The organism is Streptomyces viridiviolaceus (assembly GCF_014650995.1).
GTDB classification, from domain to species: Bacteria; Actinomycetota; Actinomycetes; order Streptomycetales; family Streptomycetaceae; genus Streptomyces; species Streptomyces viridiviolaceus.
In genome coordinates this window covers 150821-176732 of sequence record NZ_BMWA01000006.1, presented here as the reverse complement: position 1 = coordinate 176732, position 25912 = coordinate 150821, and the positions used below count along the sequence as shown (strand labels likewise).

General features: G+C 71.1%; 20 protein-coding genes. 13 read left to right on the top strand and 7 right to left on the bottom strand.

The window, feature by feature from the left end:
• The first annotated feature begins 188 nt into the window (after positions 1–188).
• Positions 189–1190 (top strand): TerC/Alx family metal homeostasis membrane protein, encoded by a 1002-nt coding sequence (locus IE260_RS10270; protein WP_189870218.1) that lies wholly within the window; start codon positions 189–191, stop codon positions 1188–1190.
• Between the two features lie 156 nt (positions 1191–1346).
• Entirely contained in the window at positions 1347–2447 is a 1101-nt protein-coding gene (locus IE260_RS10265; protein ID WP_189870217.1) for a calcium:cation antiporter, read from the top strand.
• Between the two features lie 13 nt (positions 2448–2460).
• On the opposite strand, the gene IE260_RS10260 is transcribed toward IE260_RS10265, so the two are convergent.
• The gene (locus tag IE260_RS10260; protein ID WP_189870216.1) at positions 2461–3732 is read right to left on the bottom strand and encodes an MFS transporter; all 1272 of its coding nucleotides are present in this window, start codon (positions 3730–3732) and stop codon (positions 2461–2463) included.
• A gap of 240 nt (positions 3733–3972) precedes the next feature.
• Between IE260_RS10260 and aroQ the strand changes: the two genes are divergently transcribed.
• Positions 3973–4446, top strand: a complete 474-nt coding sequence (aroQ, locus tag IE260_RS10255; protein ID WP_189870215.1) for a type II 3-dehydroquinate dehydratase — start codon at positions 3973–3975, stop codon at positions 4444–4446.
• Between the two features lie 98 nt (positions 4447–4544).
• Here aroQ and IE260_RS10250 read toward each other — a convergent pair whose 3' ends face one another.
• Positions 4545–5201, bottom strand: a complete 657-nt coding sequence (locus IE260_RS10250; protein ID WP_189870214.1) for an MBL fold metallo-hydrolase — start codon at positions 5199–5201, stop codon at positions 4545–4547.
• A gap of 49 nt (positions 5202–5250) precedes the next feature.
• The gene (locus tag IE260_RS10245; protein ID WP_189870213.1) at positions 5251–5937 is read right to left on the bottom strand and encodes a maleylpyruvate isomerase family mycothiol-dependent enzyme; all 687 of its coding nucleotides are present in this window, start codon (positions 5935–5937) and stop codon (positions 5251–5253) included.
• 223 nt (positions 5938–6160) lie between these two features.
• Here IE260_RS10245 and uvrA point away from each other — a divergent pair, with 223 nt between their 5' ends.
• Positions 6161–9190: an excinuclease ABC subunit UvrA gene (gene uvrA, locus IE260_RS10240; protein ID WP_189870212.1), complete on the top strand. Its 3030-nt coding sequence runs from the start codon at positions 6161–6163 to the stop codon at positions 9188–9190.
• Positions 9191–9273: 83 nt separating this feature from the next.
• Here the strand turns inward: uvrA and IE260_RS10235 are convergent, their stop codons facing one another.
• Complete coding sequence (locus IE260_RS10235; RefSeq protein WP_189870211.1) at positions 9274–9831, bottom strand: YceI family protein; 558 nt, start codon at positions 9829–9831, stop codon at positions 9274–9276.
• A gap of 102 nt (positions 9832–9933) precedes the next feature.
• On the opposite strand from IE260_RS10235, the gene IE260_RS10230 reads away from it, so the two are divergent.
• On the top strand, positions 9934–10797 hold the full coding sequence (locus IE260_RS10230; RefSeq protein WP_189870210.1) for a helix-turn-helix domain-containing protein: 864 nt from the start codon (positions 9934–9936) through the stop codon (positions 10795–10797).
• 12 nt (positions 10798–10809) lie between these two features.
• Here the strand turns inward: IE260_RS10230 and IE260_RS10225 are convergent, their stop codons facing one another.
• Both IE260_RS10225 and IE260_RS10220 read right to left on the bottom strand, forming a co-directional pair.
• Positions 10810–11718, bottom strand: coding sequence for a carbohydrate kinase family protein (locus tag IE260_RS10225; protein ID WP_189870209.1), 909 nt, complete (start codon positions 11716–11718; stop codon positions 10810–10812).
• Positions 11715–12767, bottom strand: a complete 1053-nt coding sequence (locus IE260_RS10220) for a LacI family DNA-binding transcriptional regulator (RefSeq protein ID WP_189870208.1) — start codon at positions 12765–12767, stop codon at positions 11715–11717. Before IE260_RS10220 ends, IE260_RS10225 begins: the two co-directional genes overlap by 4 nt.
• 180 nt (positions 12768–12947) lie before the next feature.
• On the opposite strand from IE260_RS10220, the gene IE260_RS10215 reads away from it, so the two are divergent.
• Complete coding sequence (locus IE260_RS10215; RefSeq protein WP_189870207.1) at positions 12948–13373, top strand: Rieske (2Fe-2S) protein; 426 nt, start codon at positions 12948–12950, stop codon at positions 13371–13373.
• A gap of 350 nt (positions 13374–13723) precedes the next feature.
• Here the strand turns inward: IE260_RS10215 and IE260_RS10210 are convergent, their stop codons facing one another.
• Complete coding sequence (locus IE260_RS10210; RefSeq protein WP_189870206.1) at positions 13724–14671, bottom strand: hypothetical protein; 948 nt, start codon at positions 14669–14671, stop codon at positions 13724–13726.
• Between the two features lie 332 nt (positions 14672–15003).
• Here IE260_RS10210 and uvrC point away from each other — a divergent pair, with 332 nt between their 5' ends.
• The 7 genes from uvrC to IE260_RS10175 all read left to right on the top strand — a co-directional run bounded on the left by uvrC (position 15004) and on the right by IE260_RS10175 (position 25907).
• On the top strand, positions 15004–17133 hold the full coding sequence (gene uvrC, locus IE260_RS10205; protein WP_189870205.1) for an excinuclease ABC subunit UvrC: 2130 nt from the start codon (positions 15004–15006) through the stop codon (positions 17131–17133).
• Complete coding sequence (rapZ, locus tag IE260_RS10200; protein WP_189870204.1) at positions 17130–18146, top strand: RNase adapter RapZ; 1017 nt, start codon at positions 17130–17132, stop codon at positions 18144–18146. The genes uvrC and rapZ overlap by 4 nt, the downstream gene beginning before the upstream one ends.
• On the top strand, positions 18143–19234 hold the full coding sequence (locus tag IE260_RS10195) for a gluconeogenesis factor YvcK family protein (protein ID WP_189870203.1): 1092 nt from the start codon (positions 18143–18145) through the stop codon (positions 19232–19234). The genes rapZ and IE260_RS10195 overlap by 4 nt, the downstream gene beginning before the upstream one ends.
• Entirely contained in the window at positions 19225–20214 is a 990-nt protein-coding gene (gene whiA, locus IE260_RS10190; protein ID WP_188180774.1) for a DNA-binding protein WhiA, read from the top strand. The genes IE260_RS10195 and whiA overlap by 10 nt, the downstream gene beginning before the upstream one ends.
• A gap of 150 nt (positions 20215–20364) precedes the next feature.
• Positions 20365–23319, top strand: a complete 2955-nt coding sequence (locus tag IE260_RS10185; protein ID WP_189870202.1) for a M14 family metallopeptidase — start codon at positions 20365–20367, stop codon at positions 23317–23319.
• A 227-nt stretch (positions 23320–23546) separates the two neighbouring features.
• On the top strand, positions 23547–24554 hold the full coding sequence (gene gap / locus IE260_RS10180) for a type I glyceraldehyde-3-phosphate dehydrogenase (RefSeq protein WP_189870201.1): 1008 nt from the start codon (positions 23547–23549) through the stop codon (positions 24552–24554).
• A gap of 141 nt (positions 24555–24695) precedes the next feature.
• Positions 24696–25907 (top strand): phosphoglycerate kinase, encoded by a 1212-nt coding sequence (locus tag IE260_RS10175; RefSeq protein ID WP_189870200.1) that lies wholly within the window; start codon positions 24696–24698, stop codon positions 25905–25907.
• The last annotated feature ends 5 nt before the right edge of the window (positions 25908–25912 follow it).

The following is a 25912-nucleotide window of genomic DNA, read 5'->3' as shown; positions in this document are numbered from 1 at the left end:
CTGTCTTTCGTACGGAGGGGAGTACTCCCTGTCTGCTGCGGCGTACCCGTCAATACGGATCAGGCCAGATCCCGGGGCGTCGGCCCGTGGGTTCCGGGCGTGCCATGCACGCCGGATGCCCGGGGTGGAAGAGACCTCCGGCAGCGACGACGCTGACATCTGCCGTGTGACGTACTGCCGGAGGCGTAGTGGAAGTTTCCGTGACCCTGTGGGTCCTGACCATCGTGGGCCTTGCCGCCCTCATCGCGGTCGATTTCTTCATCGGCCGCAAGCCGCACGACGTATCGATCAAGGAAGCCGGGATCTGGACCGGCGTCTGGATCGTCCTCGCCTGTCTCTTCGGCCTCGGCCTGCTCGTCTTCGGCGGCGGCCAGCCCGCCGGCGAGTTCTTCGCGGGCTTCATCACCGAGAAGTCGCTGAGCGTGGACAACCTCTTCGTCTTCGTCCTGATCATGGCGAAGTTCGCGGTGCCCTCGCAGTACCAGCAGCGAGTACTCCTCATCGGTGTGCTGATAGCCCTGGTCCTGCGGGCCATCTTCATCGCCGCCGGTGCCGCGATCCTCGCCAGCTTCTCCTGGGTGTTCTACCTCTTCGGAGCCTTCCTGATCTGGACCGCCTGGAAGCTCATCCAGGAGGCCCGGGCCGAGGAGGAGGACGAGGAGTGGGACGAGAACAAGCTCCTCAAGGCGGCCGAGCGCCGCTTCGGCGTCGCCGACCGGTACCACGGCACCAAGCTGTGGATCGAGGAGAACGGCAAGCGGGTCATGACCCCGATGCTGGTGGTCATGCTCGCGATCGGCACCACCGACGTGCTCTTCGCGCTCGACTCGATCCCGGCGATCTTCGGTCTGACCCAGGACCCGTACATCGTCTTCACGGCCAACGCGTTCGCCCTGATGGGTCTGCGGCAGCTGTACTTCCTGATCGGCGGCCTGCTGAAGAAGCTGGTCCACCTGTCCTACGGACTGTCGGTCATCCTGGGCTTCATCGGCGTCAAGCTGGTGCTGCATGCGCTGCACGAGTCCGGGGTGCACGTGCCCGAGATCAGCATCCCGGTCTCGCTCGGCGTGATCTGCTCCGTCCTGATCATCACCACGATCACCAGCCTCAGGGCCTCGCGGAAGCAGGCCGAGGCGGAAGCGGCGGCCGACCGAGGCGAGGGCGCCTCGAAGGACAGCATCGAGGCCTGACCCCGTCCGGCCCGGGACGGACAGGGAGAGAAACCACCACCGGGAGCGGCGGGCGGCACACGGCCGTCCGCCGCTCCCGGCGCGTGCGCGCCGCGCGTCCTTCCGGCCACTGGGTGACGGAGTGCGAGCTCCGGTCACCTCTGCGAACATCGCTGCATGATCAGTCGGCCCAGGGCGCTCATGGCACAGTGGACGACCGTCATGCCCGTGTTCGCGGTCGTGCTCCTGGCCCTCACCTGGGGGCGCGACCTGCCCGGCGCGGTCGTCGCGCTGCTGACGGTGGTCCTCGCGGTGGCGGTACTGGCGGCCGTGCACCACGCCGAGGTGGTCGCGCACCGGGTCGGCGAACCCTTCGGCTCACTCGTCCTCGCCGTCGCCGTCACGGTCATCGAGGTCGCCCTCATCGTGACCCTGATGGCGGACGGCGGCGACAAGAGCGCGACGCTGGCCAGGGACACGGTCTTCGCGGCCGTGATGATCACCTGCAACGGCGTGGTCGGCCTCAGCCTGCTCGTCGCCTCGCTGCGGCACGGCACGGCGGTCTTCAACCCCGAGGGCACCGGCGCCGCCCTCGCGACGGTCGCGACCCTGGCCACGCTCAGCCTGGTGCTGCCGACGTTCACCACCAGCAAGCCGGGCCCGGAGTTCTCCACCGTGCAGCTGACCTTCGCCGCGCTCTCCTCTCTGATCCTCTACGGCCTGTTCATCGCGACCCTGACCGTGCGGCACCGCGACTACTTCCTCCCGATCACGCGCCAGGGCGAAGTGATCACCAAGGAGAGCCACGCCCACGCTCCGTCCTCCCGTACCGCCCTCATCAGCCTGGTCCTGCTGGCGCTGGCCCTGATCGGTGTGGTCGGTCTGGCGAAGGGGGTGTCGCCCACCATCGAGGACGGAGTGGCCGCCGCCGGGCTGCACCACGCCGTCGTCGGTGTGATCATCGCCCTGCTGGTGCTGCTCCCCGAGACCATCGCCGCACTGCGCTCGGCCCGCCGCGACCGCGTGCAGACCAGCCTGAACCTCGCGCTCGGCTCGGCGATGGCCAGCATCGGCCTGACCATCCCGGCGGTCGCCCTGGCCTCCGTCTGGCTCTCCGGGCCACTGGTCCTCGGCCTCGGCTCCACCCATATGGTGCTGCTCGCCCTGACCGTGGTGGTCGCCTCCCTGACGGTGGTGCCGGGCCGGGCCACACCACTGCAGGGAGGCGTGCACCTCGTGCTGTTCGCCGCCTATCTGGAGCTCGCCATCAACCCGTGAGTACCGTCGTCCGTCATCCGGAGGCGGGCTCCGCCGCCACGGCCGGCACCGGACGGGTCTCCGGCAGCAGGGCGAAGCATCCGAGGCTGAGCAGTGCGACCGCCGTCAGATAGGCGGCCACACCCCACGGCACCCGGCCGCCCTGGTCGGCCAGAGCCGTCGCCACGATCGGCGTCAGTGCGCCCCCGAGGACCCCGCCGAGGTTGTAGCCGACGGCCGCGCCCGTGCAGCGGACCCGGGGCTCGTACAGCTCCGGCAGATAGGCGGCGATCACCGCGAACATGGTGATGAACGCGACCATCGCGCCCAGGAAGCCGAGGAACATCAGCAGGGGCTCGCCGGTCGCCAGCAGCGCGACCATCGGAAACATCCACAAGGCGGCCGCCGCGCACCCGGTCAGGCACAGCGGCCGCCGGCCGTAGCGGTCGCCCAGCACCGCCGCCACCGGTGTGAGCGCGCCCTTCACCACCACCGCGGCCATGATGCAGGTCAGCATCACGCCCCGGTCCACCCCGAGCCGCTCCGTCCCGTACGCCAGGGACCACGTCGACACCGCGTAGAAGATCGCGTATCCGACGGCGAGCGCCCCGGCGGTCAGCAGGACCAGCCGCCAGTGGTCGCGCACCACCTCGCCCAGCGGCACGCGCGCGTGGTCGTCGATCTCCAGGAAGCGGGGACTCTCCGTGAGCGACGACCGCAGCCACAGCCCCGCCACCGCCAGCACTCCCGCCATCCAGAACGGCACCCGCCAGCCCCACTGGGCGAACTGTGCCTCGGACAGCGACGCCGACAGGGCGAGCACCACACCGTTGGCGAGCAGGAAGCCGACGGCGGGACCGATCTGCGGGAAGCTCGACCAGAGCCCGCGCCGACCCGCGGGCGCGTGTTCCGCGGTCAGCAGCACGGCCCCGCCCCACTCGCCGCCGAGCCCGAGCCCCTGCAGAAACCTCAGGGCGACGAGCAGCAGGGGAGCGGCCACGCCGATGGTGTCGTACGTCGGCACACAGCCGACCGCGACCGTGGAGGCACCGGTCAGCAGCAGCGAGGCGACGAGGACCGGACGGCGTCCGTGCCGGTCCCCGATGTGGCCGAAGAGGACCGACCCCAGCGGCCGGGCCACGAAGCCCACCCCGAACGTTCCGAACGCGGCCAGCGTTCCGGCCACCGGGGAGAACGTCGGGAAGAACAGCGGCCCCAGCACCAGCGCCGCAGCCGTGCCGTAGACGAAGAAGTCGTAGAACTCGATCGCCGTCCCGGCGAGCGAGGCGGCAGCGAGCCGCAGCATGGAGGGCGCCCTTACAGCGCGTACATCGTGCACGCCGTGTCAACTACCCACAGTGACCGTGTGTTACGGGGGCGCGCGGAGGTGAGCGGATCAGTACGTGACAGTGATGCGCCGTGCGGGTACGGGACCGCCGTCATGGCGGGAGGGAGCGGCCGCAGGGGCGGTCGCCGCACCGTGATAGACCGGGTCCGAGCAGCGGTCCCCCGCGGACCGCCCGACCCCGAACGGACCGGAGGAACCGTGCCCCGCACCCTCGCCAACGCCCCGATCATGATCCTCAACGGCCCCAACCTGAACCTGCTCGGCCAGCGCCAGCCGGAGATCTACGGCTCCGACACCCTCGCCGACGTCGAGGCCCTGTGCGTGAAGGCGGCGGCGGCGCACGGCGGTACGGTCGACTTCCGTCAGTCCAACCACGAGGGCGAACTCGTCGACTGGATCCACGAGGCACGGCTGAACCACTGCGGGATCGTGATCAATCCGGCCGCCTACTCGCACACCTCCGTCGCGATCCTGGATGCGCTCAACACCTGTGACGGGCTTCCGGTGGTGGAGGTGCACATCTCCAACATCCACCAGCGTGAGCCGTTCCGGCACCACTCCTACGTCTCGCAGCGTGCCGACGGCGTCATCGCGGGCTGCGGTGTGCAGGGTTACGTGTTCGGCGTGGAGCGGATCGCCGCACTGGCGGGTGCGGGACGGGCCGACACCTGATCACGCCGGGGCCGCCGGCCGAGGGCGGGGCGTGTCGTCTGCCCGCTCGCGCGCCGGCGGACCGTGCGCGCCGCCCGGTGACGACCGTCGGCGCCGGGTCACCAGCCCCGTGCGTGCCACTCCGGCAGATGCGGCCGTTCCGCGCCCAGTGTGGTGTCGTTGCCGTGGCCCGGGTAGACCCACGTCTCGTCCGGGAGGACGTCGAAGATCTTCGTCTCGACGTCGTGGATCAGGCTCGCGAACGCCTTCGGGTCCTTTCGGGTGTTGCCGACGCCGCCCGGGAAGAGGCAGTCCCCGGTGAACACGTGGGGGTGGCCGTGAGGGTCGTCGTAGACGAGGACGATCGAGCCCGGCGTGTGTCCCACCAGGTGGCGCGCGGTGAGCTCCACGTTTCCGACCCGGATGGTGTCGCCGTCGTCGACCAGGACGTCGGTGGGCACGGGGATGCCCTCCGCGTCGTGCCGTCCCGCGTAGGTGCGGGCGCCGGTGGCCGCGACGACCTCGGCGAGCGCCTGCCAGTGGTCGCCGTGCCGGTGGGTGGTGACGACGGACGCGATGCCGTCGTCACCGATCGTGCCGAGCAGGGACTCGGCGTCGTTGGCGGCGTCGATCAGCAGCTGCTCGTCGGTGGCCCGGCAGCGCAGCAGATAGGCGTTGTTGTCCATCGGACCGACCGCGACCTTGGTGATCATCAGGTCCTTGAGCTCGTGCACGTCGGCGGGTCCGCCGACCCTCACCTCTCCGCTGTACGTCATGGCCGCCAGCCTAGCGCCGGAAAGTGGTCGGCAGACCGCTGTCCACCGGCTACAGCGGCGGCAGCTCCGGCAGCGTGCCGCCCTGCACGGTGAGCGCGGATCCGTCGCGGCGTCCGGCGAGCCAGCCGAGCAGGTCGGCCGGTGAGCCGCTGACGGCCACCCCGGGTCCGTCCTCCTTGCGGCCCGTGCTCCACGTGCGCGTGCCGTCCGTGATGCGCGTGTGCGGCACGTCCGCGTGCCCGGTGAACCGCTCCGCCAGGAAGCCGGTCTCCCGCTCCGTGAACTCCGGCGGAAGATCCTCCAGTTCGTAGCCGATCCCGAGGTCTACGTGGTGCAGTTCGACCTCGATCCACCGCCGGAACGGCACGCGGGACGCCGAGTCGGTGACCCCGTTGCGCAGCTCCACCGTGCGGGACCAGTCCGCCGGCGCGGCCCCCGTCTCCTGGAAGCGGGCGGCGCTGTCGCGGAGGTCGGCGAGCTGGACGTCGAGCGGGCGCGGGGCGTCCCGCTCGATGTCCGCGTCACGGGCCTCGCCGGTGACGTACATGGGGCGGCCCTCGAGGACGTTCACGAGAGCGTCCGCGTTGCGGGCGAGGTGGGCGAGGACGTGGCCGCGGGTCCAACCGGGAAGCCGTGACGGCTGCGTCACGGACGCGTTGTCCAGTTTGCCGACCGCGGTGAGCAGTCGATCGGTCGCGTCACGTACAGACGCCAGGTCATGCGCGTGATCAATCATGGTGCTGACCCTAGACCGCGCCACACCTTCGGGTGAAGGTGGCGGACCGCACCCGTAAATCGAATGCACGTGCTATATGGTCGGGGGCGGCGTCGGGCATGCTGGAAAGCCGGGGTTTGTTGACAACCGGTGAATCCGACCGGCGTTGTCAGTGGCTCCCCCTAGTCTGAGAAAGACGGGGGCCCCGCCCCTGTCACTTCTCTCAAGAAAGGTGCGGACCGGCGTGGCCGACCGTCTCATCGTCCGTGGCGCGCGCGAGCACAACCTGAAGAACGTCTCGCTCGACCTGCCTCGTGACGCGCTCATCGTCTTCACGGGCCTGTCCGGGTCGGGCAAGTCCTCCCTGGCCTTCGACACGATCTTCGCCGAGGGCCAGCGGCGCTACGTGGAGTCGCTCTCCTCGTACGCCCGGCAGTTCCTCGGCCAGATGGACAAGCCGGATGTCGACTTCATCGAGGGCCTGTCCCCGGCGGTGTCCATCGACCAGAAGTCGACGTCGCGCAACCCGCGCTCCACGGTCGGCACCATCACCGAGGTCTACGACTACCTGCGTCTGCTCTTCGCGCGCATCGGCAAGCCGCACTGCCCCGAGTGCGGGCGTCCGATCTCGCGCCAGTCGCCGCAGGCCATCGTCGACAGGGTCCTGGAGCTGCCGGAGGGCAGCCGCTTCCAGGTGCTGTCGCCGCTGGTGCGCGAGCGCAAGGGCGAGTTCGTCGATCTCTTCGCCGACCTCCAGGCCAAGGGCTACTCCCGCGCGCGCGTGGACGGCGAGACCATCCAGCTCTCCACCCCGCCCACGCTGAAGAAGCAGGAGAAGCACACCATCGAGGTGGTCGTCGACCGCCTCACGGTGAAGGAGTCCGCCAAGCGCCGGCTCACCGACTCCGTGGAGACCGCGCTCGGCCTGTCCGGCGGCATGGTCGTGCTCGACTTCGTCGACCTCCCCGAGGACGACCCCGAGCGCGAGCGCATGTACTCGGAGCACCTGTACTGCCCGTACGACGACCTGTCCTTCGAGGAGCTGGAACCGCGCTCCTTCTCCTTCAACTCGCCCTTCGGCGCCTGCCCCGACTGCACCGGCATCGGCACGCGCATGGAGGTCGACCCGGAGCTGATCGTCCCGGACCCGGACAAGTCCCTGGACGAGGGCGCCATCCACCCCTGGTCGCACGGCCACACCAAGGACTACTTCGGCCGCCTCATCGGCGCCCTCGCGGACGCGCTGGGATTCCGGACCGACATCCCCTTCGCCGGCCTGCCGCAGCGCGCCAAGAAGGCCCTGCTCAACGGACACAAGACCCAGGTCGAGGTCCGCTACCGCAACCGGTACGGGCGCGAGCGCCGCTACACCACGGCCTTCGAGGGTGCCGTCCCCTTCGTCAAGCGCCGGCACAGCGAGGCCGAGAGCGACGCCAGCCGCGAGCGCTTCGAGGGCTACATGCGCGAGGTGCCCTGCCCCTCCTGCGAGGGCACGCGCCTGAAGCCGATCGTCCTCGCGGTCACGATCATGGAGAAGTCGATCGCCGAGGTCTCCGCGATGTCCATCAGCGACTGCGCGGACTTCCTGGGCGAGCTGAAGCTCAACGCCCGCGACAAGAAGATCGCCGAGCGCGTGCTGAAGGAGGTCAACGAGCGGCTGCGGTTCCTGGTCGACGTCGGCCTGGACTACCTCTCGCTGAACCGCGCGGCCGGCACGCTCTCCGGCGGCGAGGCCCAGCGGATCCGCCTGGCGACGCAGATCGGCTCCGGACTCGTCGGCGTGCTGTACGTCCTCGACGAGCCGTCCATCGGCCTGCACCAGCGAGACAACCACCGGCTGATCGAGACCCTGGTCCGGCTCCGTGACATGGGCAACACGCTCATCGTCGTCGAGCACGACGAGGACACCATCAAGGTCGCCGACTGGATCGTCGACATCGGCCCCGGCGCCGGCGAGCACGGCGGCAAGGTGGTGCACAGCGGTTCCCTCAAGGAACTGCTCGGCAACGCCGAGTCGCAGACCGGGCTGTACCTGGCCGGCAAGAAGGCCATCCCGTTGCCCGACATCCGGCGTCCGCGCGACCCGTCCCGGCAGCTCACCGTGCACGGCGCGCGCGAGAACAACCTGAAGGACATCGACGTGTCCTTCCCGCTGGGCGTGTTCACGGCCGTCACCGGCGTGTCCGGCTCCGGCAAGTCGACGCTGGTCAACGACATCCTGTACACGCACCTGGCCCGCGAGCTGAACGGCGCGCGGAACGTCCCGGGACGGCACACGCGCGTGGACGGCGACGACCTCGTCGACAAGGTCGTCCACGTCGACCAGTCGCCCATCGGCCGCACCCCGCGGTCGAACCCGGCGACGTACACCGGCGTCTTCGACCACATCCGCAAGCTGTTCGCCGAGACGACCGAGGCGAAGGTCCGCGGCTACCTGCCCGGCCGGTTCTCCTTCAACGTCAAGGGCGGCCGCTGCGAGAACTGCGCGGGCGACGGAACGATCAAGATCGAGATGAACTTCCTCCCGGACGTCTACGTCCCGTGCGAGGTCTGCCACGGCGCCCGGTACAACCGGGAGACCCTGGAGGTCCACTACAAGGGCAAGTCCATCGCCGACGTCCTGAACATGCCGATCGAGGAGGCCACGGACTTCTTCGAGGCGGTGCCGGCGATCTCCCGGCACATGAAGACGCTCAAGGACGTCGGTCTCGGCTACGTCCGGCTCGGTCAGTCCGCGACCACGCTCTCCGGTGGTGAGGCCCAGCGCGTGAAGCTCGCCAGCGAGCTTCAGCGCCGCTCCACCGGGCGCACGGTCTACGTCCTGGACGAGCCGACCACCGGCCTGCACTTCGAGGACATCAGCAAGCTGCTGAAGGTCCTGTCCGGCCTGGTCGACAAGGGCAACACGGTCATCGTCATCGAGCACAACCTCGACGTGATCAAGACCGCCGACTGGGTCGTCGACATGGGTCCCGAGGGCGGCGCCGGCGGTGGCCTGGTCGTCGCCGAGGGCACCCCGGAGGAGGTCGCCGGCGTTCCGGCCAGTCACACCGGAAAGTTCCTGAGGGAGATCCTCGGCGCCGACCGGATCAGCGACGCGGTGCCGGTGCAGGCTCCCCGCAGGACGGCGGCGAAGACGGTGGCGGCCAGGACCGCCGCCAAGAAGACCGCCACCAAGTCGGTCAACAGCACGGCCGTGAAGAAGGCCGCCACGAAGGCGACCAAGGCCGCCAAGCCCGCCGCGAAGAAGACGACGCGGGCGAGCAAGGCCTGACCCGGCCTGCCGGGCGCCGTAGAGCACACCGACGCGCCGTGTCCCACGATCCGTGGGGCACGGCGCGCCCGCGCACCTCGCGCTCAGGCGCCCGCCGGTTCCACGAACTGCATGTCGAGGTGGATCTTCACCACCTCGCCGAGCAGTCCCGGAGCGAAGTCGAGACCGAACTCGCTGCGCCGGATCTCGCCCGTCGCCTCGAAACCGGCGTGCCGGCCGCCGTACACGGGCACCTCCACCAGCCCGCCGAACTCCACGGCCAGCGTCACCGGCCGGGTCACGTCCCCGATCGTCAGCTCGCCCTCCATGGTCCAGTCCTCGCCCTCGCCCGACACCCGGGTGGAGCGGAAGGTCATCGTCGGTCGCTTCTCGACGTCGAGCAGGTCCGAGGCGCGCACGTGAGCGTCCCGGTCGGCGTTGCCGGTGTCGATCGAGGCAATGTCGACGGTCGCGGACACCCGGACGTCCCCGAGCGTCTCGCCTACGTACAGGCCGGCCTCCACCCCGTTGAAACGCCCCCGCACCTTGGCGATGCCCAGGTGGCGGATGGTGAAGTTCACGGCGGAGTGCAGCGGATCGAGCTCCCAGTGGCCCTGGGCGAGCGGGAGCGGAGTGGCGGCGGTGGCGATGTCATTGGTCATGACCGCCAGCCTGCGGCCCGCGCGCCCCGCGAGGGAGACCGGGCCGAGCGTGGTAGTGACAGGGACACCCTCCTCACGCCCGTGCGTTGGTAGGTTCGAACGGTGAGCGACAACGAGTTGGGCACGTTCCTGCGCACCTGGCGCGAGTCCGTCACCCCGGCCGAGGTGGGACTGCCCGCCGGCCCCCGCCGCCGCACTCCCGGTCTGCGCCGTGCCGAACTGGCCACGCTGGCCGGAGTCAGCGTCGAGTACCTCACCAGGCTGGAACAGGGACGCGACCGCAACCCGTCGGCCCAGGTGCTCGGCGGCCTCGCCGACGCGCTTAACCTGTCCCTGAGCGACCGCGTGCTGCTGCGCCGGCTGACCAAGGAGGCCGACGGCGGCGACCCGCTGGTCTGCGCCGCGGCACCACCGCTCAGCCGGGCGGCGCGCCCCAGCGTGCGGGCCGTGCTGGACCGCCTGGAGCCGACCCCCGCCGTGGTGCTGAACTGGATCGGCGACGTCATCGCCCACACCGACGGCTACGCGCGTCTGACCGGTCCCCTCGGGCTGCTCGACGCCGAGCAGCCCAACCTGCTGCGGTACCTGTTCACCGACGAACGGGCCCGCGACGCCTACCCCGACTGGGACCGCGTGGCCGACGACCTGGTCGCCCAGCTCCGGCACGACGTCCCGCTGCGGGACCCGTACGTCGCCGAACTGGCCGACGAGCTGACCGTGACGGCGGGCGCGGAGTTCGCCGACCGGTTCGCCGACCTCGCCACGGCACCGCGACGCGTTGGCAGCCGGCTCATCGAGCACCCGGAGGCCGGACCGCTGCGACTGCTGCACGAGACGCTGGCGCTCCCCGAGGACGGCCAGCGGATCGTCGTCCACCTGCCCGCCGACGACGCCACGGCCGCGGCCCTGGACCGGCTCGACGGCCGCCGCCCCGGTGCCCTGAGGGCGGTACGACGGGCGGGCTGACCCCGTCCGCCGTCAGACGGCGACCTCGTGGGCGTACGGCGGTTCCGCGCCGGCCCGCGAGCAGGTGACCGCCGCCGCGCGGGCCGCGAAGCGCAGCAGCCCGGTCCAGCCCTCCGGGCCCAGCGCGGCCAGCGCCGGCTCGCTGAGGGCGCCCCGCACGGCGAGGCCGTGCAGCAGGGCCGCGTTCACGGTGTCGCCCGCGCCGATCGTGTCGACCACGTCCACCCGCTCGCCCGGCACGGAGTATTCGCCGCCGTCGCGGGTGAAGGCGGTCAGCCCCTCGCCGCCCCGGGTCACCACGACCGCCGCCGGACCGGCCGACAGCCACTCCCGGGGCGTGCCGCCGAGCCACTCGGCGTCCTCCGCGGACAGCTTCAGCAGCGACACCGACGGCAGCCAGCTCTTGAACCGGGCCCGGTAGGCGTCAGGGTCCGGGATCAGCCCGGCCCGGATGTTCGGGTCCAGCGCCGTGAACACGCCCCGCGCGGACGTCTCTCGCATCAGCTCCTCGTACGCGCTCGCCCCCGGCTCCAGCACCAGCGAGCAGGTGCCGAAGGAGACCGCCCTGGTGCCGGACGGCAGTGCGGCGGGCGGCGCGAAGAGCCGGTCCGCCGTCCCCTCCACGTAGAAGGAGTACGCGGCCGAGCCGTCCGCGCCGACGGTGGCCACGGCGAGCGTCGTCGGCTCGGCGCCGCGCTGCACCGGCGAGACGTCCACGCCGGTCTCGCGCAGCCGGTCCAGCAGGGCTTCGCCGAAGGCGTCGGACGAGACCCGGGAGCAGAAGGCGGCGGGGGAGCCGAGCCGGCCCAGGGCCACGGCCGTGTTGTACGGGCCGCCGCCCAGCGCCGGCCGCAGCGCGGCGAGGGCCCCCGTGCCCTGCGGTACCAGGTCGATCAGTGCCTCACCGGCGACGACGATCACGGGAGGGTCCCTTCGTGAGCGGGCAGTTCGGACGTTTCGGGGCAGCCGCACGAGGTGCGGTGGGCGAAGGCGCAGGGCAGCCGCACGGTCCGGGACGGCCGGTCCGGCGAGGCGAGCCGCTCCAGCAGCAGCCGGACCGCCTGGCCGCCCAGTTCCTTGCTGGGCTGCGCGACGGCGGTCAGGCGGGGCGAGAACAGGTCGGCCCAGGCGAAGTCGTCGAAGCAGCACAGCGCGATGTCATCGGGCACGGACAGGCCGCGGTCCCGCAGGGTGCGCAGCGTGCCGATGGTCATCGCGTTGTTGGCCGTGACCAGGGCGGTGGGCGGCTCCGCGAGGGACATCAACGCCGCCGTGGCCCGTGCGCCGCCGGCCGCCTCGGAGTCGCCGTGCACCAGGAGCCGTCCGTCGTACGGCAGCCCCGCGGCGGCGAGGCCGTTCCGGTACCCGGTCATCCGCTCGCGCGTCGTACTGAGCCCGGGCCTGCCCGCGACCAGGCCGATCCGTCGGTGGCCGAGCCCGGCGAGATGCGTGACCAGCGCGGTGGTCGGCTCGGCGCTCTCGGCGCAGACCTGGTCGAAGCGCGGGCCGCCGTCCGCCACGGTGTCGACGACCCGGTCCAGGAACACCGTCGGTACGCGGTGGCGTGGCAGGTAGGCGACGAGTGCCCGCGGGTCGGCCGAAGGCGCGACGATCATGCCGTCCACGCGACGCTCGTGCAGCAGCTGGACGACCTTGCGCTCGTGCGCGGGATCGTCGTGCGGGTCGGCGATGAGCAGGCCGTAACCGTGCTCCACGGCGCTGGCCTCCACGCCCTGGAGGATCTCCGTGAAGTAGGGGTTGCTGATCGCCGACACCGCGAGCCCGATGGAGCGGGTGCGGGAGGTCACCAGGGAGCGGGCGAGGCCGTTCGGCGTGTAACCGAGCTCCTCGACGGCGTCCAGTACCGCCTGGCGGGTGTGGGGCAGCACCGGCCGGGTCCCGTTGAGCACGTGCGAGACGGTCGCCACCGAGACACCGGCGCTCCGTGCGACGTCGGCCATCGTCGCCAACGGGTTCCCTCCCTCACTCGTGCCCCCGACCGCGGAGGGTCGTCCGGCCGGGACCGTATCCCATTCGGAGGCGCGCGTAAACGCTTGCGCAAGCGTTTACGTCCTGGCGACCCACCCACCCGGGCGGTCGCGGCCGCCGGATATCGTCGCCCTGCACACCCCCTGACCAGTGGAGACCCCATGCCCGGCCGTTCCGTCCCGAGCCGTCGTACCGTCCTTCGCTCGGCGGCCCTCACGCCCGTCGCCGGCCTCGGTATGGCCGCCTGTTCACCAGGCGACGACGGGGCGGCGCCCGCCAGGCCGACCGCGCCCGTCGACCTCGGCGCGGACGGTGAGGTCGCCAAGGGCGGCACCAAGCTCTACCGGGATCAGAACGTCGTGGTCAGCCGTGCGGAGGACGGCTCCCTGAAGGCGTTCAGCACGGTCTGCACGCACGCGCGGTGCCCCATCAACAAGCTGGAGGGGACGAAGCTGATCTGCCCCTGCCACGGCAGCGAGTTCGACGCCCGCACCGGCGAGGTGCTGCACGCCCCGGCGAGCGTGCCGCTCATCGAACTGCCGGTCGAGGTGAAGCAGGGCCGGATCATCGCGAGCCCCGGCGTCTGACCGGCTCGGGGCGTGTGCGCCGAGTCCTGGCGCCTGCTCCACTCCGGGCCGCGTGCGCCGGCTTCCGGGGCCTGTGCCACTCCGGGGCGTGCGCGCCCGGTTCCGGAGCCCTGCCCCACTCCGCACGCCGTGTCCTGGCCCCTGTTCCACTCCGGTCCGTGAGCGCCGTGTCCCGGCACTTGATCCGCCGGGCAGGGCAGTTCTGGTTCCGGGAGCCTGATCCGCCGGGCCGTGCGGGGGTCCTGTCCAGGTGCCGCGTCCCCGTCGGCAGGCCGGCCCCGTCATCCGGGGGCCGCCCCGGCGCGCCACCTCGGCCCCTGATCCGTCGCCGCCCCGTCAAGGGCGCCCGCTCACTCCCACTCCCACTCGATCCCGACGATCCCGGACCGCACGCGCGGCTCGACGAGGTGCACCGAGTGGTGCAGCCCGCTGACCGCCAGCTCCTGCCGGCCGCCGCGCGGCGCCGCCGCCGAGTGCTGAGTGAACCGGCGGCAGCGCACCGGCAGGGCCGCCGTCTCGAACCGCACCTGGAGCGCGTACTGCCCGCCCGCCGAGCCGAACCCCCGGACGTACTCGCGCGAGGTGCCGGCGGTGCCGTCCTGGACGCCGTAACGGAAGAGGTACGTGTCGCCGTCGCGGAGGCGTCGGTCGAAGAGCAGCTCGGCCACGAGTACACCGGTGTCGTGGTGGGTGCGGACGCGGCCCGTGCGGCAGTTCTCCAGCGCCTCCACGGCCATCCGGGCGGGCGCGCAGCCCGGATCGCCGTGGTGGACGGCGACGAACCGGTCGACGCCGTCCCGGTGGGCGCGGACGATGTGCTGCGACTCGCGTCCCGCCAGCTCGCGGTGCGCTCCTATCCGGACCCGCTCGTGCAGTCCGAGGGTGTCCAGCCCGCCGTCCGACGCCTGGCCCAGCTCGGCCAGCAGCCGGTCCAGGACGCCGGAGGCCTCCATGTGGGCGCGGTAGGAACGGGCCGCGGGCCGCTGCGCGGACGCATGGTCGTCGGCCTCGGTGAGCAGCCGGATCAGCGACTCCTCGGGGAGCTGGAGGATCTCCTCCAGGGCCCGTACGGCCCGCAGCGACTCCGGGCGCTGGGGGCGCCGGGCGCCCTGTTGCCAGTAGCTGAGGCTGGTGATGCCCACCTTCACCCCGTGGCGCGACAGATGGTGCTGCACGCGCTGCAACGGCAGTCCGCGGGCGGCGATCGCAGCGCGCAGGGCGACGTGGAAGGGGCCACCGCGCAGGGCCGAGTCGAGTTCCGCGGTGGCGACGTCCGCGTGCTGTGTGGCGTGCGGCATGCAGGGGCCTTTCTGTGAAAGTTCACAACGGCTGGTCAGACCGTTCGACGCGGATCCGTCGGGGCCGCCCCCCGGGCGCGGCGCAGGGGCGTCTTCACATCCGTACGCCGCGGTTCAGGGCCCCGAGTTCCCCCGCATTGAAGCGTGTTGACCAAGTCCCGACAACACCTGGCGCCCGACAGTGACGCAGTCCTGGCCGAGAACGCACCGGAGGGCCTCCGGGAGGGGCACCGGGAGTGTTCGTGGAGTCCGCCGTGCGGTCGTCCACAGGCTTCCGGCCGGTCGTCCACAGCCTCGCCGGAGTGTCGGTCCGCGCCAGTAGGGTGTGAGTCATGGCCGACCCCTCCAGCTACCGCCCCAGGCCGGGTGAGATCCCGGACTCCCCGGGGGTGTACAGGTTCCGTGACGAGCACCGCCGGGTGATCTACGTCGGAAAGGCGAAGAGCCTGCGCCAGCGCCTGGCGAACTACTTCCAGGACCTGGCCAATCTGCACCCCCGCACCCGCACGATGGTCACCACGGCCGCGTCGGTGGAGTGGACGGTGGTGTCCACGGAGGTCGAGGCGCTGCAGCTGGAGTACTCCTGGATCAAGGAGTACGACCCCCGGTTCAACGTCAAGTACCGCGACGACAAGAGCTACCCGTACCTCGCGGTGACGATGAACGAGGAGTTCCCGCGCGTACAGGTGATGCGCGGCCACAAGAAGAAGGGCGTGCGCTACTTCGGTCCGTACGCGCACGCGTGGGCGATCCGCGACACCGTCGACCTGCTGCTGCGCGTGTTCCCGGTGCGCACCTGCTCGGCCGGCGTCTTCAAGAACGCCGCCCGCACGGGCCGCCCGTGTCTGCTCGGCTACATCGGCAAGTGCTCCGCGCCCTGTGTGGAGCGGGTCTCCGCCGAGGAGCACCGGGAGCTCGCGGAGGAGTTCTGCGACTTCATGGCCGGCCGCACGGGCACCTATCTGCGCCGCCTGGAGAAGCGGATGACCGAGGCGGCCGAGGAGATGGAGTACGAGCGGGCGGCCCGGCTGCGCGACGACATCGAGGCCCTGAAGAAGGCCATGGAGAAGAACGCGGTCGTGCTCGCCGACGCGACCGACGCCGACCTGATCGCCGTGGCCGAGGACGAGCTGGAGGCGGCCGTCCAGATCTTCCACGTGCGCGGCGGACGCGTGCGCGGCCAGCGTGGCTGGGTCACCGACAAGGTGGAGGAGGTCACCACCGGCGCCCTCGTCGAGCACGCCCTGCAGCAGCTGTACGGCGAGGAGACCGGCGACGCCGTTCCCAAGGAGGTCCTCGTCCCCGCCCTGCCCGACCCGGTCGACCCCGTCCAGCAGTGGCTGACCGAGCGCCGCGGCTCGGGTGTCTCCCTGCGCATCCCGCAGCGCGGTGACAAGCGGGCCCTCATGGAGACCGTGCAGCGCAACGCCCAGCAGGCGCTCGTCCTGCACAAGACCAAGCGCGCCTCCGACCTGACCACGCGCTCGCGCGCGCTGGAGGAGATCGCCGACGCCCTGGAACTGGACAGCGCCCCGCTCAGGATCGAGTGCTACGACATCTCGCACCTCCAGGGCGACGACGTCGTGGCCTCCATGGTCGTCTTCGAGGACGGACTGGCCCGTAAGAGCGAATACCGCCGCTTCCAGATCAAGGGTTTCCGGGGTCAGGACGACGTCCGTTCCATGCACGAGGTGATCACCCGCCGCTTCCGCCGCTATCTCGCCGAGAAGGAGAGGACCGGCGAGTGGGCCGAGGGCGAGGATTTCAAGGACGGCCGGCCGCTCACCGACGGCCAGGAGCCCACGACCGGCCAGGAGCCCGCGACCGGCCAGGAGCCCACGACTGCGCAGAACCTCAAGGACGACGACGGCCGCCCCAAGCGCTTCGCCTATCCGCCGCAGCTCGTCGTCGTCGACGGCGGGCAGCCGCAGGTCGCCGCGGCCCAGCGGGCCCTGGACGAGCTCGGCATCGACGACATAGCGGTGTGCGGCCTCGCCAAGCGGCTCGAGGAGGTGTGGCTGCCCGGCGAGGACGACCCGGTGGTCCTGCCCCGCACCAGCGAGGGCCTGTACCTGCTGCAGCGCGTCCGCGACGAGGCCCACCGCTTCGCGATCACCTACCAGCGCACCAAGCGGGCCAAGCGCTTCCGGTCCAGCCCCCTGGACGATGTGCCCGGCCTGGGGGAGACCCGCAAGCAGGCGCTCATCAAGCACTTCGGTTCGGTGAAGAAGCTGCGGTCGGCGACTGTCGACCAGATCTGCGAGGTACCCGGCATAGGTCGCAAGACGGCCGTGACCATCGCCGCGGCCCTCGCCCAGGCGGTCCCGGTCGCACCCGCCGTGAACACGGCGACCGGAGAGATCATGGAAGACGAGGACGGGGCGCCCGAGACGACGGCGGACGCACCGGGGGAGCCCGTGTCTGCGGGCTCCCCGGAAGAACGACGGGGGCAGGAGAGATGACCGACCACGACGCACAGCGTGCAGCGGAACGAGATCAGACAGAGAGCACGACCGGCCAGGACGCGCGCCCGCAGACCGCGGACACCGGCCCGAACCACGACGACGGAGCACAGGTGAGCACGGCCAAGGAAGCAGCCGGGGTGCCCGACACGGCGATCCCCGAGCTGGTGATCATCTCCGGCATGTCCGGGGCCGGCCGCTCGACGGCCGCGAAGTGTCTGGAGGACCTGGGCTGGTTCGTCGTCGACAACCTCCCGCCCGCGCTGATCCCCACGATGGTGGAGCTCGGCGCCCGCTCGCAGGGCAACGTGGCCCGGATCGCGGTGGTGGTCGACGTCCGCGGCCGGCGCTTCTTCGACAATCTGCGCGAATCCCTCGCCGACCTCGACGCCCGCGGCGTCACCCGGCGGATCGTCTTCCTGGAGTCCTCCGACGAGGCACTGGTCCGCCGCTTCGAGTCCGTGCGCCGCCCGCACCCCCTGCAGGGCGACGGCCGCATCGTCGACGGCATCGCCGCCGAGCGCGAGCTGCTGCGCGAGCTGCGCGGCGACGCCGACCTGGTGATCGACACCTCCAGTCTCAACGTGCACGAGCTGCGCGCCAAGATGGACGCCCAGTTCGCCGGGGAGGAGGAGCCGGAGCTGCGGGCCACCGTCATGTCCTTCGGCTTCAAGTACGGCCTCCCCGTCGACGCCGACCTGGTCGTGGACATGCGCTTCCTGCCCAACCCCCACTGGGTCCCGGAGCTGCGCCCGTTCACCGGCCTGAACGAGGAGGTGGCGGCGTACGTCTTCAACCAGCCCGGCGCGAAGGAGTTCCTCGACCGCTACGCCGAGCTGCTCCAGTTGATTGCCGCGGGCTACCGTCGTGAGGGCAAGCGCTACGTGACCATCGCCGTCGGCTGCACCGGCGGCAAGCATCGCTCCGTCGCCATGTCGGAGAAGCTCGCCGCCCGGCTCGCCGCCGAGGGTGTGGAGACGGTGGTCGTCCACCGGGACATGGGACGGGAATGACACGACGTACTCCGCGGCTGAGCAGGCTGCGCCGGGTGGTGCCCGAGGGGCGGGGCGGCAGAGCCGCCGACACCCGCGCGGGCCGGTCCGAACAGGCGCGCGGCGGCAAGCCGCGCCGCCGGGGCACCCAGCCCAAGGTCGTCGCCCTGGGCGGCGGCATGGGCCTGTCCGCATCGCTCGCTGCACTGCGCCGGATCACCGGCGACCTCACCGCCGTCGTCACCGTGGCCGACGACGGCGGCTCCAGCGGGCGGCTGCGCGACGAGCTGGGCGTCCTGCCGCCCGGCGACCTGCGAAAGGCGCTGGCCGCGCTGTGCGGCGACGACGACTGGGGCCAGACCTGGGCCCGCGTCATCCAGCACCGTTTCCAGTCCAAGGGTGACCTGCACGAACACGCGGTCGGCAATCTGCTGATCGTCGCCCTGTGGGAGCAGCTCGGCGACCACGTCCAGGCCCTGGACCTGGTCGGCAAGCTGCTCGGCGCGCACGGGCGCGTGCTGCCCATGTCCGCCGTCCCGCTGGAGCTGCAGGCGCTGGTCAAGGGCCACGATCCGGACCGGCCGGAGGACGTGGACACGGTACGGGGCCAGGCGACCGTCGCCCTGACGCCGGGCGAGGTGCAGTCCGTGCACCTCGTGCCGAACGACCCGCCCGCCGTCCCCGAGGCGGTCGAGGCGGTCCTGGACGCGGACTGGGTGGTGCTCGGCCCCGGCTCCTGGTTCTCCTCCGTCATCCCGCACCTGCTCGTGCCCGATCTGCTGGACGCGCTCATGGAGACGAAGGCCCGCCGGGTGCTCTCCCTCAACCTCGCCCCGCAACCCGGAGAAACCGAGGGCTTCTCCCCGCAGCGTCATTTGGAGGTTTTGGGACGACACGCCCCTAAACTCGCCCTGGACGTGGTGCTGGCCGACGAGGCCGCCGTGCCCGACCGTGACTCGCTCACCGACGCCGCGAAGCGGTTCGGCGCCGCGGTCGAGCTGGCTCCGGTGGCGCGGACCGACGGGACCCCGAGGCACGACCCGGAGCTGCTGGCCGCCGCGTACGACCGTATTTTTCGGATGCATGGAAGGATCGGCCCATGGCGATGACGGCAGCGGTGAAGGACGAGATCTCCCGGCTCCCCGTCACCCGGACCTGCTGCAGAAAGGCGGAGGTCTCCGCCGTCCTGCGGTTCGCCGGCGGCCTTCACCTGGTGAGCGGGCGCATCGTGATCGAGGCGGAGCTGGACACCGCGATGGCGGCCCGCCGCCTCAAGCGGGACATCCTGGAGATCTTCGGCCACAGTTCCGAGCTGATCGTGATGGCGCCGGGCGGCCTGCGCCGCGGCTCCCGCTACGTCGTACGGGTGGTCGCGGGCGGTGACCAGCTGGCCCGCCAGACCGGTCTGGTGGACGGCCGGGGCCGGCCGATCCGCGGGCTGCCGCCGCAGGTGGTCTCGGGGGCCACCTGCGACGCCGAGGCCGCCTGGCGCGGGGCCTTCCTGGCGCACGGCTCGCTCACCGAGCCAGGCCGCTCCTCCTCCCTGGAGGTGACCTGCCCCGGCCCGGAGGCCGCGCTCGCCCTGGTCGGCGCCGCCCGCCGGCTGTCGATCGCCGCCAAGGCCCGCGAGGTGCGCGGCGTGGACCGGGTCGTCGTCCGCGACGGCGACGCGATCGGCGCCCTGCTCACCCGGCTCGGCGCCCACGAGTCCGTGCTGGCCTGGGAGGAGCGGCGGATGCGCCGCGAGGTGCGCGCCACCGCCAACCGCCTCGCCAACTTCGACGACGCCAACCTGCGCCGCTCGGCCCGCGCGGCCGTCGCCGCCGGTGCCCGGGTGCAGCGGGCGCTGGAGATCCTCGGCGACGACGTCCCCGAGCACCTCGCCGCCGCCGGCCGGCTGCGCATGGAGCACAAGCAGGCGTCCCTGGAGGAGCTGGGCGCGCTCGCCGACCCGCCGCTGACCAAGGACGCCGTCGCCGGCCGTATCCGCCGTCTGCTGGCCATGGCCGACAAGCGCGCCTCGGACCTCGGGATCCCGGGTACGGAGGCCAACCTCAGCGAGGAGCTGGCCGACAACCTCGCCGGCTGACCGGACGTGGCCAACCCGCCGGTGCCGACGTCCACTTGGGTGATCGGCACCGGCCTTTGCGTGTCGTTGTCGCGCTCTTGACTCGATCATGGAGTGTCATGAGCCTGGCAATCTGTTCGCTGCCGTGGCGAACCACCTCTTGGGGGGTTCATGAGACACAGAGCGAGATCGATCCTCGCTGTCGGCACGCTCCTGATCGGCGGCGCGGGCTTCGTACCCGCAGCCCAGGCACAACCCGCAGGCCCCGCGACCGCGGACGCGGAGGAAGTGAAGGTGTTCCGGGCCGAGGTCACCCAGGAGCAGGTGCCCCTGCTGCTGGCCGCAGGCCAGGACGGCCACGAACTCGGCGAGCAGGTGCCCGACCGGGGCACGGCCACCGTCGAGGTCTACCTCACCGACCAGCAGGCCGGGAAGCTGGAGAAGCGGGGCGTCGACCTCGCCGAGCACACCCTCTCCGACCGGGCCGAGAGGCGCGTCGAGACCGCCGCCGAGGGCGTGTTCCGCCCGTACAGCGGCAGCGGCGGCCTCAAGGAGGAGATCGTCCGGACCGCGCAGGAGAACCCCGGCCTCACCAAGGTCGTCTCCATCGGCAAGACGGTCCGGGGCCAGGACATCCTGGCGCTGAAGCTCACCAAGAACGCGAAGAAGTCCAAGGACGGTGCCAAGCCGGCCGTCCTCTACATGTCCAACCAGCACGCGCGCGAGTGGATCACGCCGGAGATGACGAGGCGATTGCTCCACCACTACCTGGACAACTACGAGAAGGACCGGCGGGTCAAGAAGATCGTCGACTCCACCGAGCTGTGGTTCGTCCTGTCGGCCAACCCCGACGGTTACGACTACACGTTCGAGAACTCCGACAACCGGCTGTGGCGCAAGAACCTGCGCGACGTCAACGGAGACGGCACCATCAGCACCGGCGACGGCGTCGACCTCAACCGCAACTTCGCCTACAAGTGGGGCTACGACGACGAGGGCTCGTCCCCCAACCCCACCAGCCAGACCTACCGCGGCGCGGGCCCCAACTCCGAACCCGAGACCAAGGCGCTGGACGCCTTCCAGAAGCGCATCGGCTTCCAGTACGGCATCAACTACCACTCCGCCGCCGAACTCCTCCTCTACGGCGTCGGCTGGCAGGTGGCCACGGACACACCGGACGACGTCCTCTACAAGGCGCTCGCCGGTACGCCGGACAACTCGGCGATCCCCGGGTACCACCCGCAGGTCTCCTCGGAGCTCTACACGACCAACGGCGAGGCGGACGGCCACGCGGCCAACGTCAACGGCATGGCCATGTTCACGCCCGAGATGTCGACCTGTCAGACCGCGTCCGACGTGGACCCGGGCGACACCTGGAACGCCTCCGACTGCCGGTCGATCTTCACGTTCCCGGACGACGAGAAGCTGATCCAGCAGGAGTTCGCCAAGAACGTCCCCTTCGCGCTCTCCGTCGCCGAGTCCGCGTCCCACCCCGACCAGCCGTCCTCCGCGGTCGGGCTGGAGGCCGCCGACTTCACCCCGGCGGCGTTCGACACGTCGTACGCGCGCGGCGCCGACCAGGAGGTCTCCGTCGTCGTACGCAAGTCCGTGCGCGACAAGGAGCTGAAGTACCGCGTCGACGGCGGCCGTACGCACGACACGGAGCTCAGGCCCTGGCGGGGCGGTGAGACGTACGGCGGCGACGACAACCTCCACTTCGACGAGTACCGGGCGAAGGTCGAGGACGCCGGTCCGGGCGACGAGGTCGAGGTCTGGTTCTCCGGCAGGACGAAGGACGGCAGACGGACCGAGAGCGAGCACTTCACGTACACCGTCGCCGAACGGCCGCGCGCGGACGTCCTGGTGGTCGCCGAGGAGGGCGCCGAGGCCACCCGGGCGCAGACGTACGTGGACGCGCTGAAGGCGAACGGCGAGCGGGCGGTCGTCTGGGACGTCGCCACGCAGGGCGCGCCCGACGCGCTCGGCGTCCTCGGTCACTTCGACGCCGTCGTCCACTACACCGGGGCCGCCACCCCCGGCAACGCCACCCAGCTCCGGCTGCGCGCCTACCTCAACGAGGGCGGGAAGTTGATCGAGGCCGGCGAGCGGGCCGGCGGCAGCGTCGACCTCGGCGGCGGCAACCCGTCCGACGACTTCAGCCAGTACTACCTGGGCGCCTACACGCGCACGTCGACCCCGGGCGCCAGCGCCTTCACCGGTTCCGGCCGCCTCGGCTCCGTCACCGGCGCGCTCGGCGACGCACCCGGCAACCCGCTGGACGAGGCCGGTACCTACAGCGTGACCTCGGACGAACTGCCCGTCGCCACCTACCCCCGGTTCGCGAGCGCGGGCGCGGGCCGGTTCGCCGGGACGGTCAATCCGTACGGGCCGTACGCGGGCTCGTACATGGCCGCCGCCGTCCACACCGACGACGCCTACAAGCGGCTCACCCGCACCGTCGACCTCACCGGCGTCAGCGCCGCTGACCGGCCGACGCTGCGCACGCGGCTGCTGTGGGACACCGAGCGCGGTTACGACCACGCGGTGGTCGAGGCCCACACCACGGGGGCGGACGACTGGACCACGCTCCCCGAGGCGGGCGGCGCGAGCGGCACCGCCGTTCCCGCGGAGTGCGCGGCCGGGTTCTACGTGGGCGAGCACCCCTGGCTCGAGCACTACCTGACCCTGTCCGACGACGGCTGCACCGCGACCGGCAGCACCGGGAAGTGGAACAGCCTCACCGGTGCCTCAGGCGGCTGGCGGCAGGTCGAGTTCGACCTGAGCGCCTACGCCGGGAAGTCCGTGGAGGTGTCGATCGCCTACGTCACCGACCCCGGCAGCGGCGGACGCGGAGTGCTCGCCGACGAGGCGTCGCTCGTCGTCGGCGGCACGGCGACCGGGACCGAGGGATTCGAGACGTCGCTGGGCGCCTGGCGGGCGTCCGGTCCGCCCCCGGGCAGCCCGGCCGTGCTCAAGGACTGGACGCGCACCGGAACCCTCTTCCAGACATACGGAGCCGTCACCACGGACGACACCGTGCTGCTCGGTTTCGGACTGGAACACCTCACCGCGCCGGCCGACCGGACGGCTCTGCTGGGGCAGGCGTTGAAGGCCCTGTACAAGTGACCTTCCCGGTCAAAACGGGCTGACACGTTGTAGCGATATCGGGTGATCGGTCCCCGTGGCCCGGGCGGTCCGTACCCCTACTGGCGGGTACGGACCGCCGTGCCGGGTATGGGGCGTCTCGATGTCACCCCCGCCGCCTCGGGGAGGTAGGGTCGGGGGTGGTCGGGGACATCCCAAATACAGCTCGCCGGCACATCGGGCCGGCGTACCAACGAGGAGATCGGTTCGTGACGATCCGCGTAGGCATCAACGGCTTTGGCCGCATCGGTCGTAACTACTTCCGCGCGCTGCTGGAGCAGGGTGCAGACATCGAGATCGTGGCTGTCAACGACCTGGGTGACACCGCGACCACCGCGCATCTGCTGAAGTACGACACCATCCTCGGCCGCCTCAAGCAGGAGGTCTCGCACACCGAGGACACCATCACCGTCGACGGCAAGACCATCAAGGTCCTGTCCGAGCGCAACCCCGCCGACATCCCGTGGGGCGAACTGGGCGTCGACATCGTGATCGAGTCGACCGGCATCTTCACCAAGAAGGCGGACGCCGAGAAGCACCTCGCCGGCGGCGCGAAGAAGGTCATCATCTCCGCCCCGGCGAAGGACGAAGACGTCACCATCGTCATGGGCGTCAACCAGGACACCTACGACCCGGCGAAGCACAACGTCATCTCCAACGCCTCCTGCACCACCAACTGTGTGGCGCCGATGGCGAAGGTCCTCGACGAGAACTTCGGCATCGTCAGGGGCCTGATGACGACGGTGCACGCGTACACCAACGACCAGCGCATCCTCGACTTCCCGCACAAGGACCTGCGCCGCGCCCGCGCCGCCGCGGAGAACATCATCCCGACCACCACGGGTGCCGCCAAGGCCACCGCCCTGGTCCTGCCGCAGCTGAAGGGCAAGCTGGACGGCATCGCCATGCGCGTCCCGGTCCCCACCGGCTCGGTCACCGACCTCGTCCTGGAGCTCGGCCGCGAGGTCACCAAGGAAGAGATCAACGCCGCCTTCCAGAAGGCTGCCGAGGGCGAGCTCAAGGGCATCGTCGAGTACACCGAGGACCCGATCGTCTCCTCGGACATCGTCAACTCCCCGGCGTCCTGCACCTTCGACTCCTCCCTGACCATGGTCCAGGAGGGCAAGAACGTGAAGGTCATCGGTTGGTACGACAACGAGTGGGGCTACTCCAACCGCCTCGTCGACCTGACGGTCTTCGTCGGCAACCAGCTCTGATCGACCCGACCGGAGCAGAAACCCCGATGTGGTGACAGGGCTCGGACAGCGTACGGTCACGCTGTCCGAGCCCTGACTCACGTCCAGCACCACCAGCCCTCGTAGGATCACGAGCGATCAACAGCCCCCTGGAGCCCCTGCATGAAGACGATCGACGAACTCCTCTCCGAAGGCGTCGCGGGTAAGCGTGTCTTCGTCCGTGCCGACCTGAACGTGCCGCTGGACGGCACCACCATCACCGACGACGGCCGCATCCGCGCCGTGGTGCCCACCGTCAAGGCCCTGTCCGACGCGGGCGCGCGCGTGATCGTCGCCTCGCACCTCGGCCGCCCCAAGGGCGCACCGGACCCGGCCTTCTCCCTCGCCCCGGCCGCCGCCCGCCTCGGTGAACTCCTCGGCACCGAGGTCGCGTTCGCCGAGGACACGGTCGGCGAGTCCGCCACGTCCACGGTCGCCGGCCTCACCGACGGCCAGGTCGCGGTCATCGAGAACCTGCGCTTCAACGCCGGTGAGACCTCCAAGGACGACACCGAGCGCGCCGCCTTCGCCGACAGGCTGGCGGGCCTCGCCGACGTCTACGTCGGCGACGGCTTCGGCGCCGTGCACCGCAAGCACGCCTCGGTCTTCGACCTCCCCAAGCGCCTGCCGCACTACGCCGGCTACCTCATCGCCACCGAGGTCGGCGTCCTGAAGAAGCTCACTGAGGACGTCCAGCGGCCCTACGTCGTCGCCCTCGGCGGCGCCAAGGTCTCCGACAAGCTCGCCGTCATCGACCAGCTGCTCGGCAAGGCCGACCGGCTCCTCATCGGCGGCGGCATGGCCTACACCTTCCTCAAGGCCAAGGGCTACGAGGTCGGCATCTCCCTCCTCCAGGAGGACCAGATCCCGGCCGTCACCGAGTACATGGAGCGCGCCGAGAAGAGCGGCGTCGAGCTGGTCCTCCCCGTCGACGTGCTGGTGTCGAGCGAGTTCCCGGACCTGAAGACGAAGGCTCCGGCCAACCCCACCACCGTCGCCGCGGACGCCATCCCGGCCGACCAGGAGGGACTGGACATCGGTCCCGAGACCCGCAAGCTGTACGCCTCGAAGCTCGCCGACGCCGCCACCGTCTTCTGGAACGGCCCCATGGGCGTCTTCGAGCACCCCGACTACGCCGAGGGCACCAAGGCGGTCGCCCAGGCCCTCGTCGACGCCCCGGGCTTCACCGTGGTCGGCGGCGGAGACTCCGCCGCGGCCGTGCGTACGCTCGGCTTCGACGAAAAGGCATTCGGCCACATCTCGACCGGCGGCGGCGCCTCCCTCGAATACCTCGAGGGCAAGACGCTCCCCGGTCTCGCCGCACTGGAGGACTGACCCCG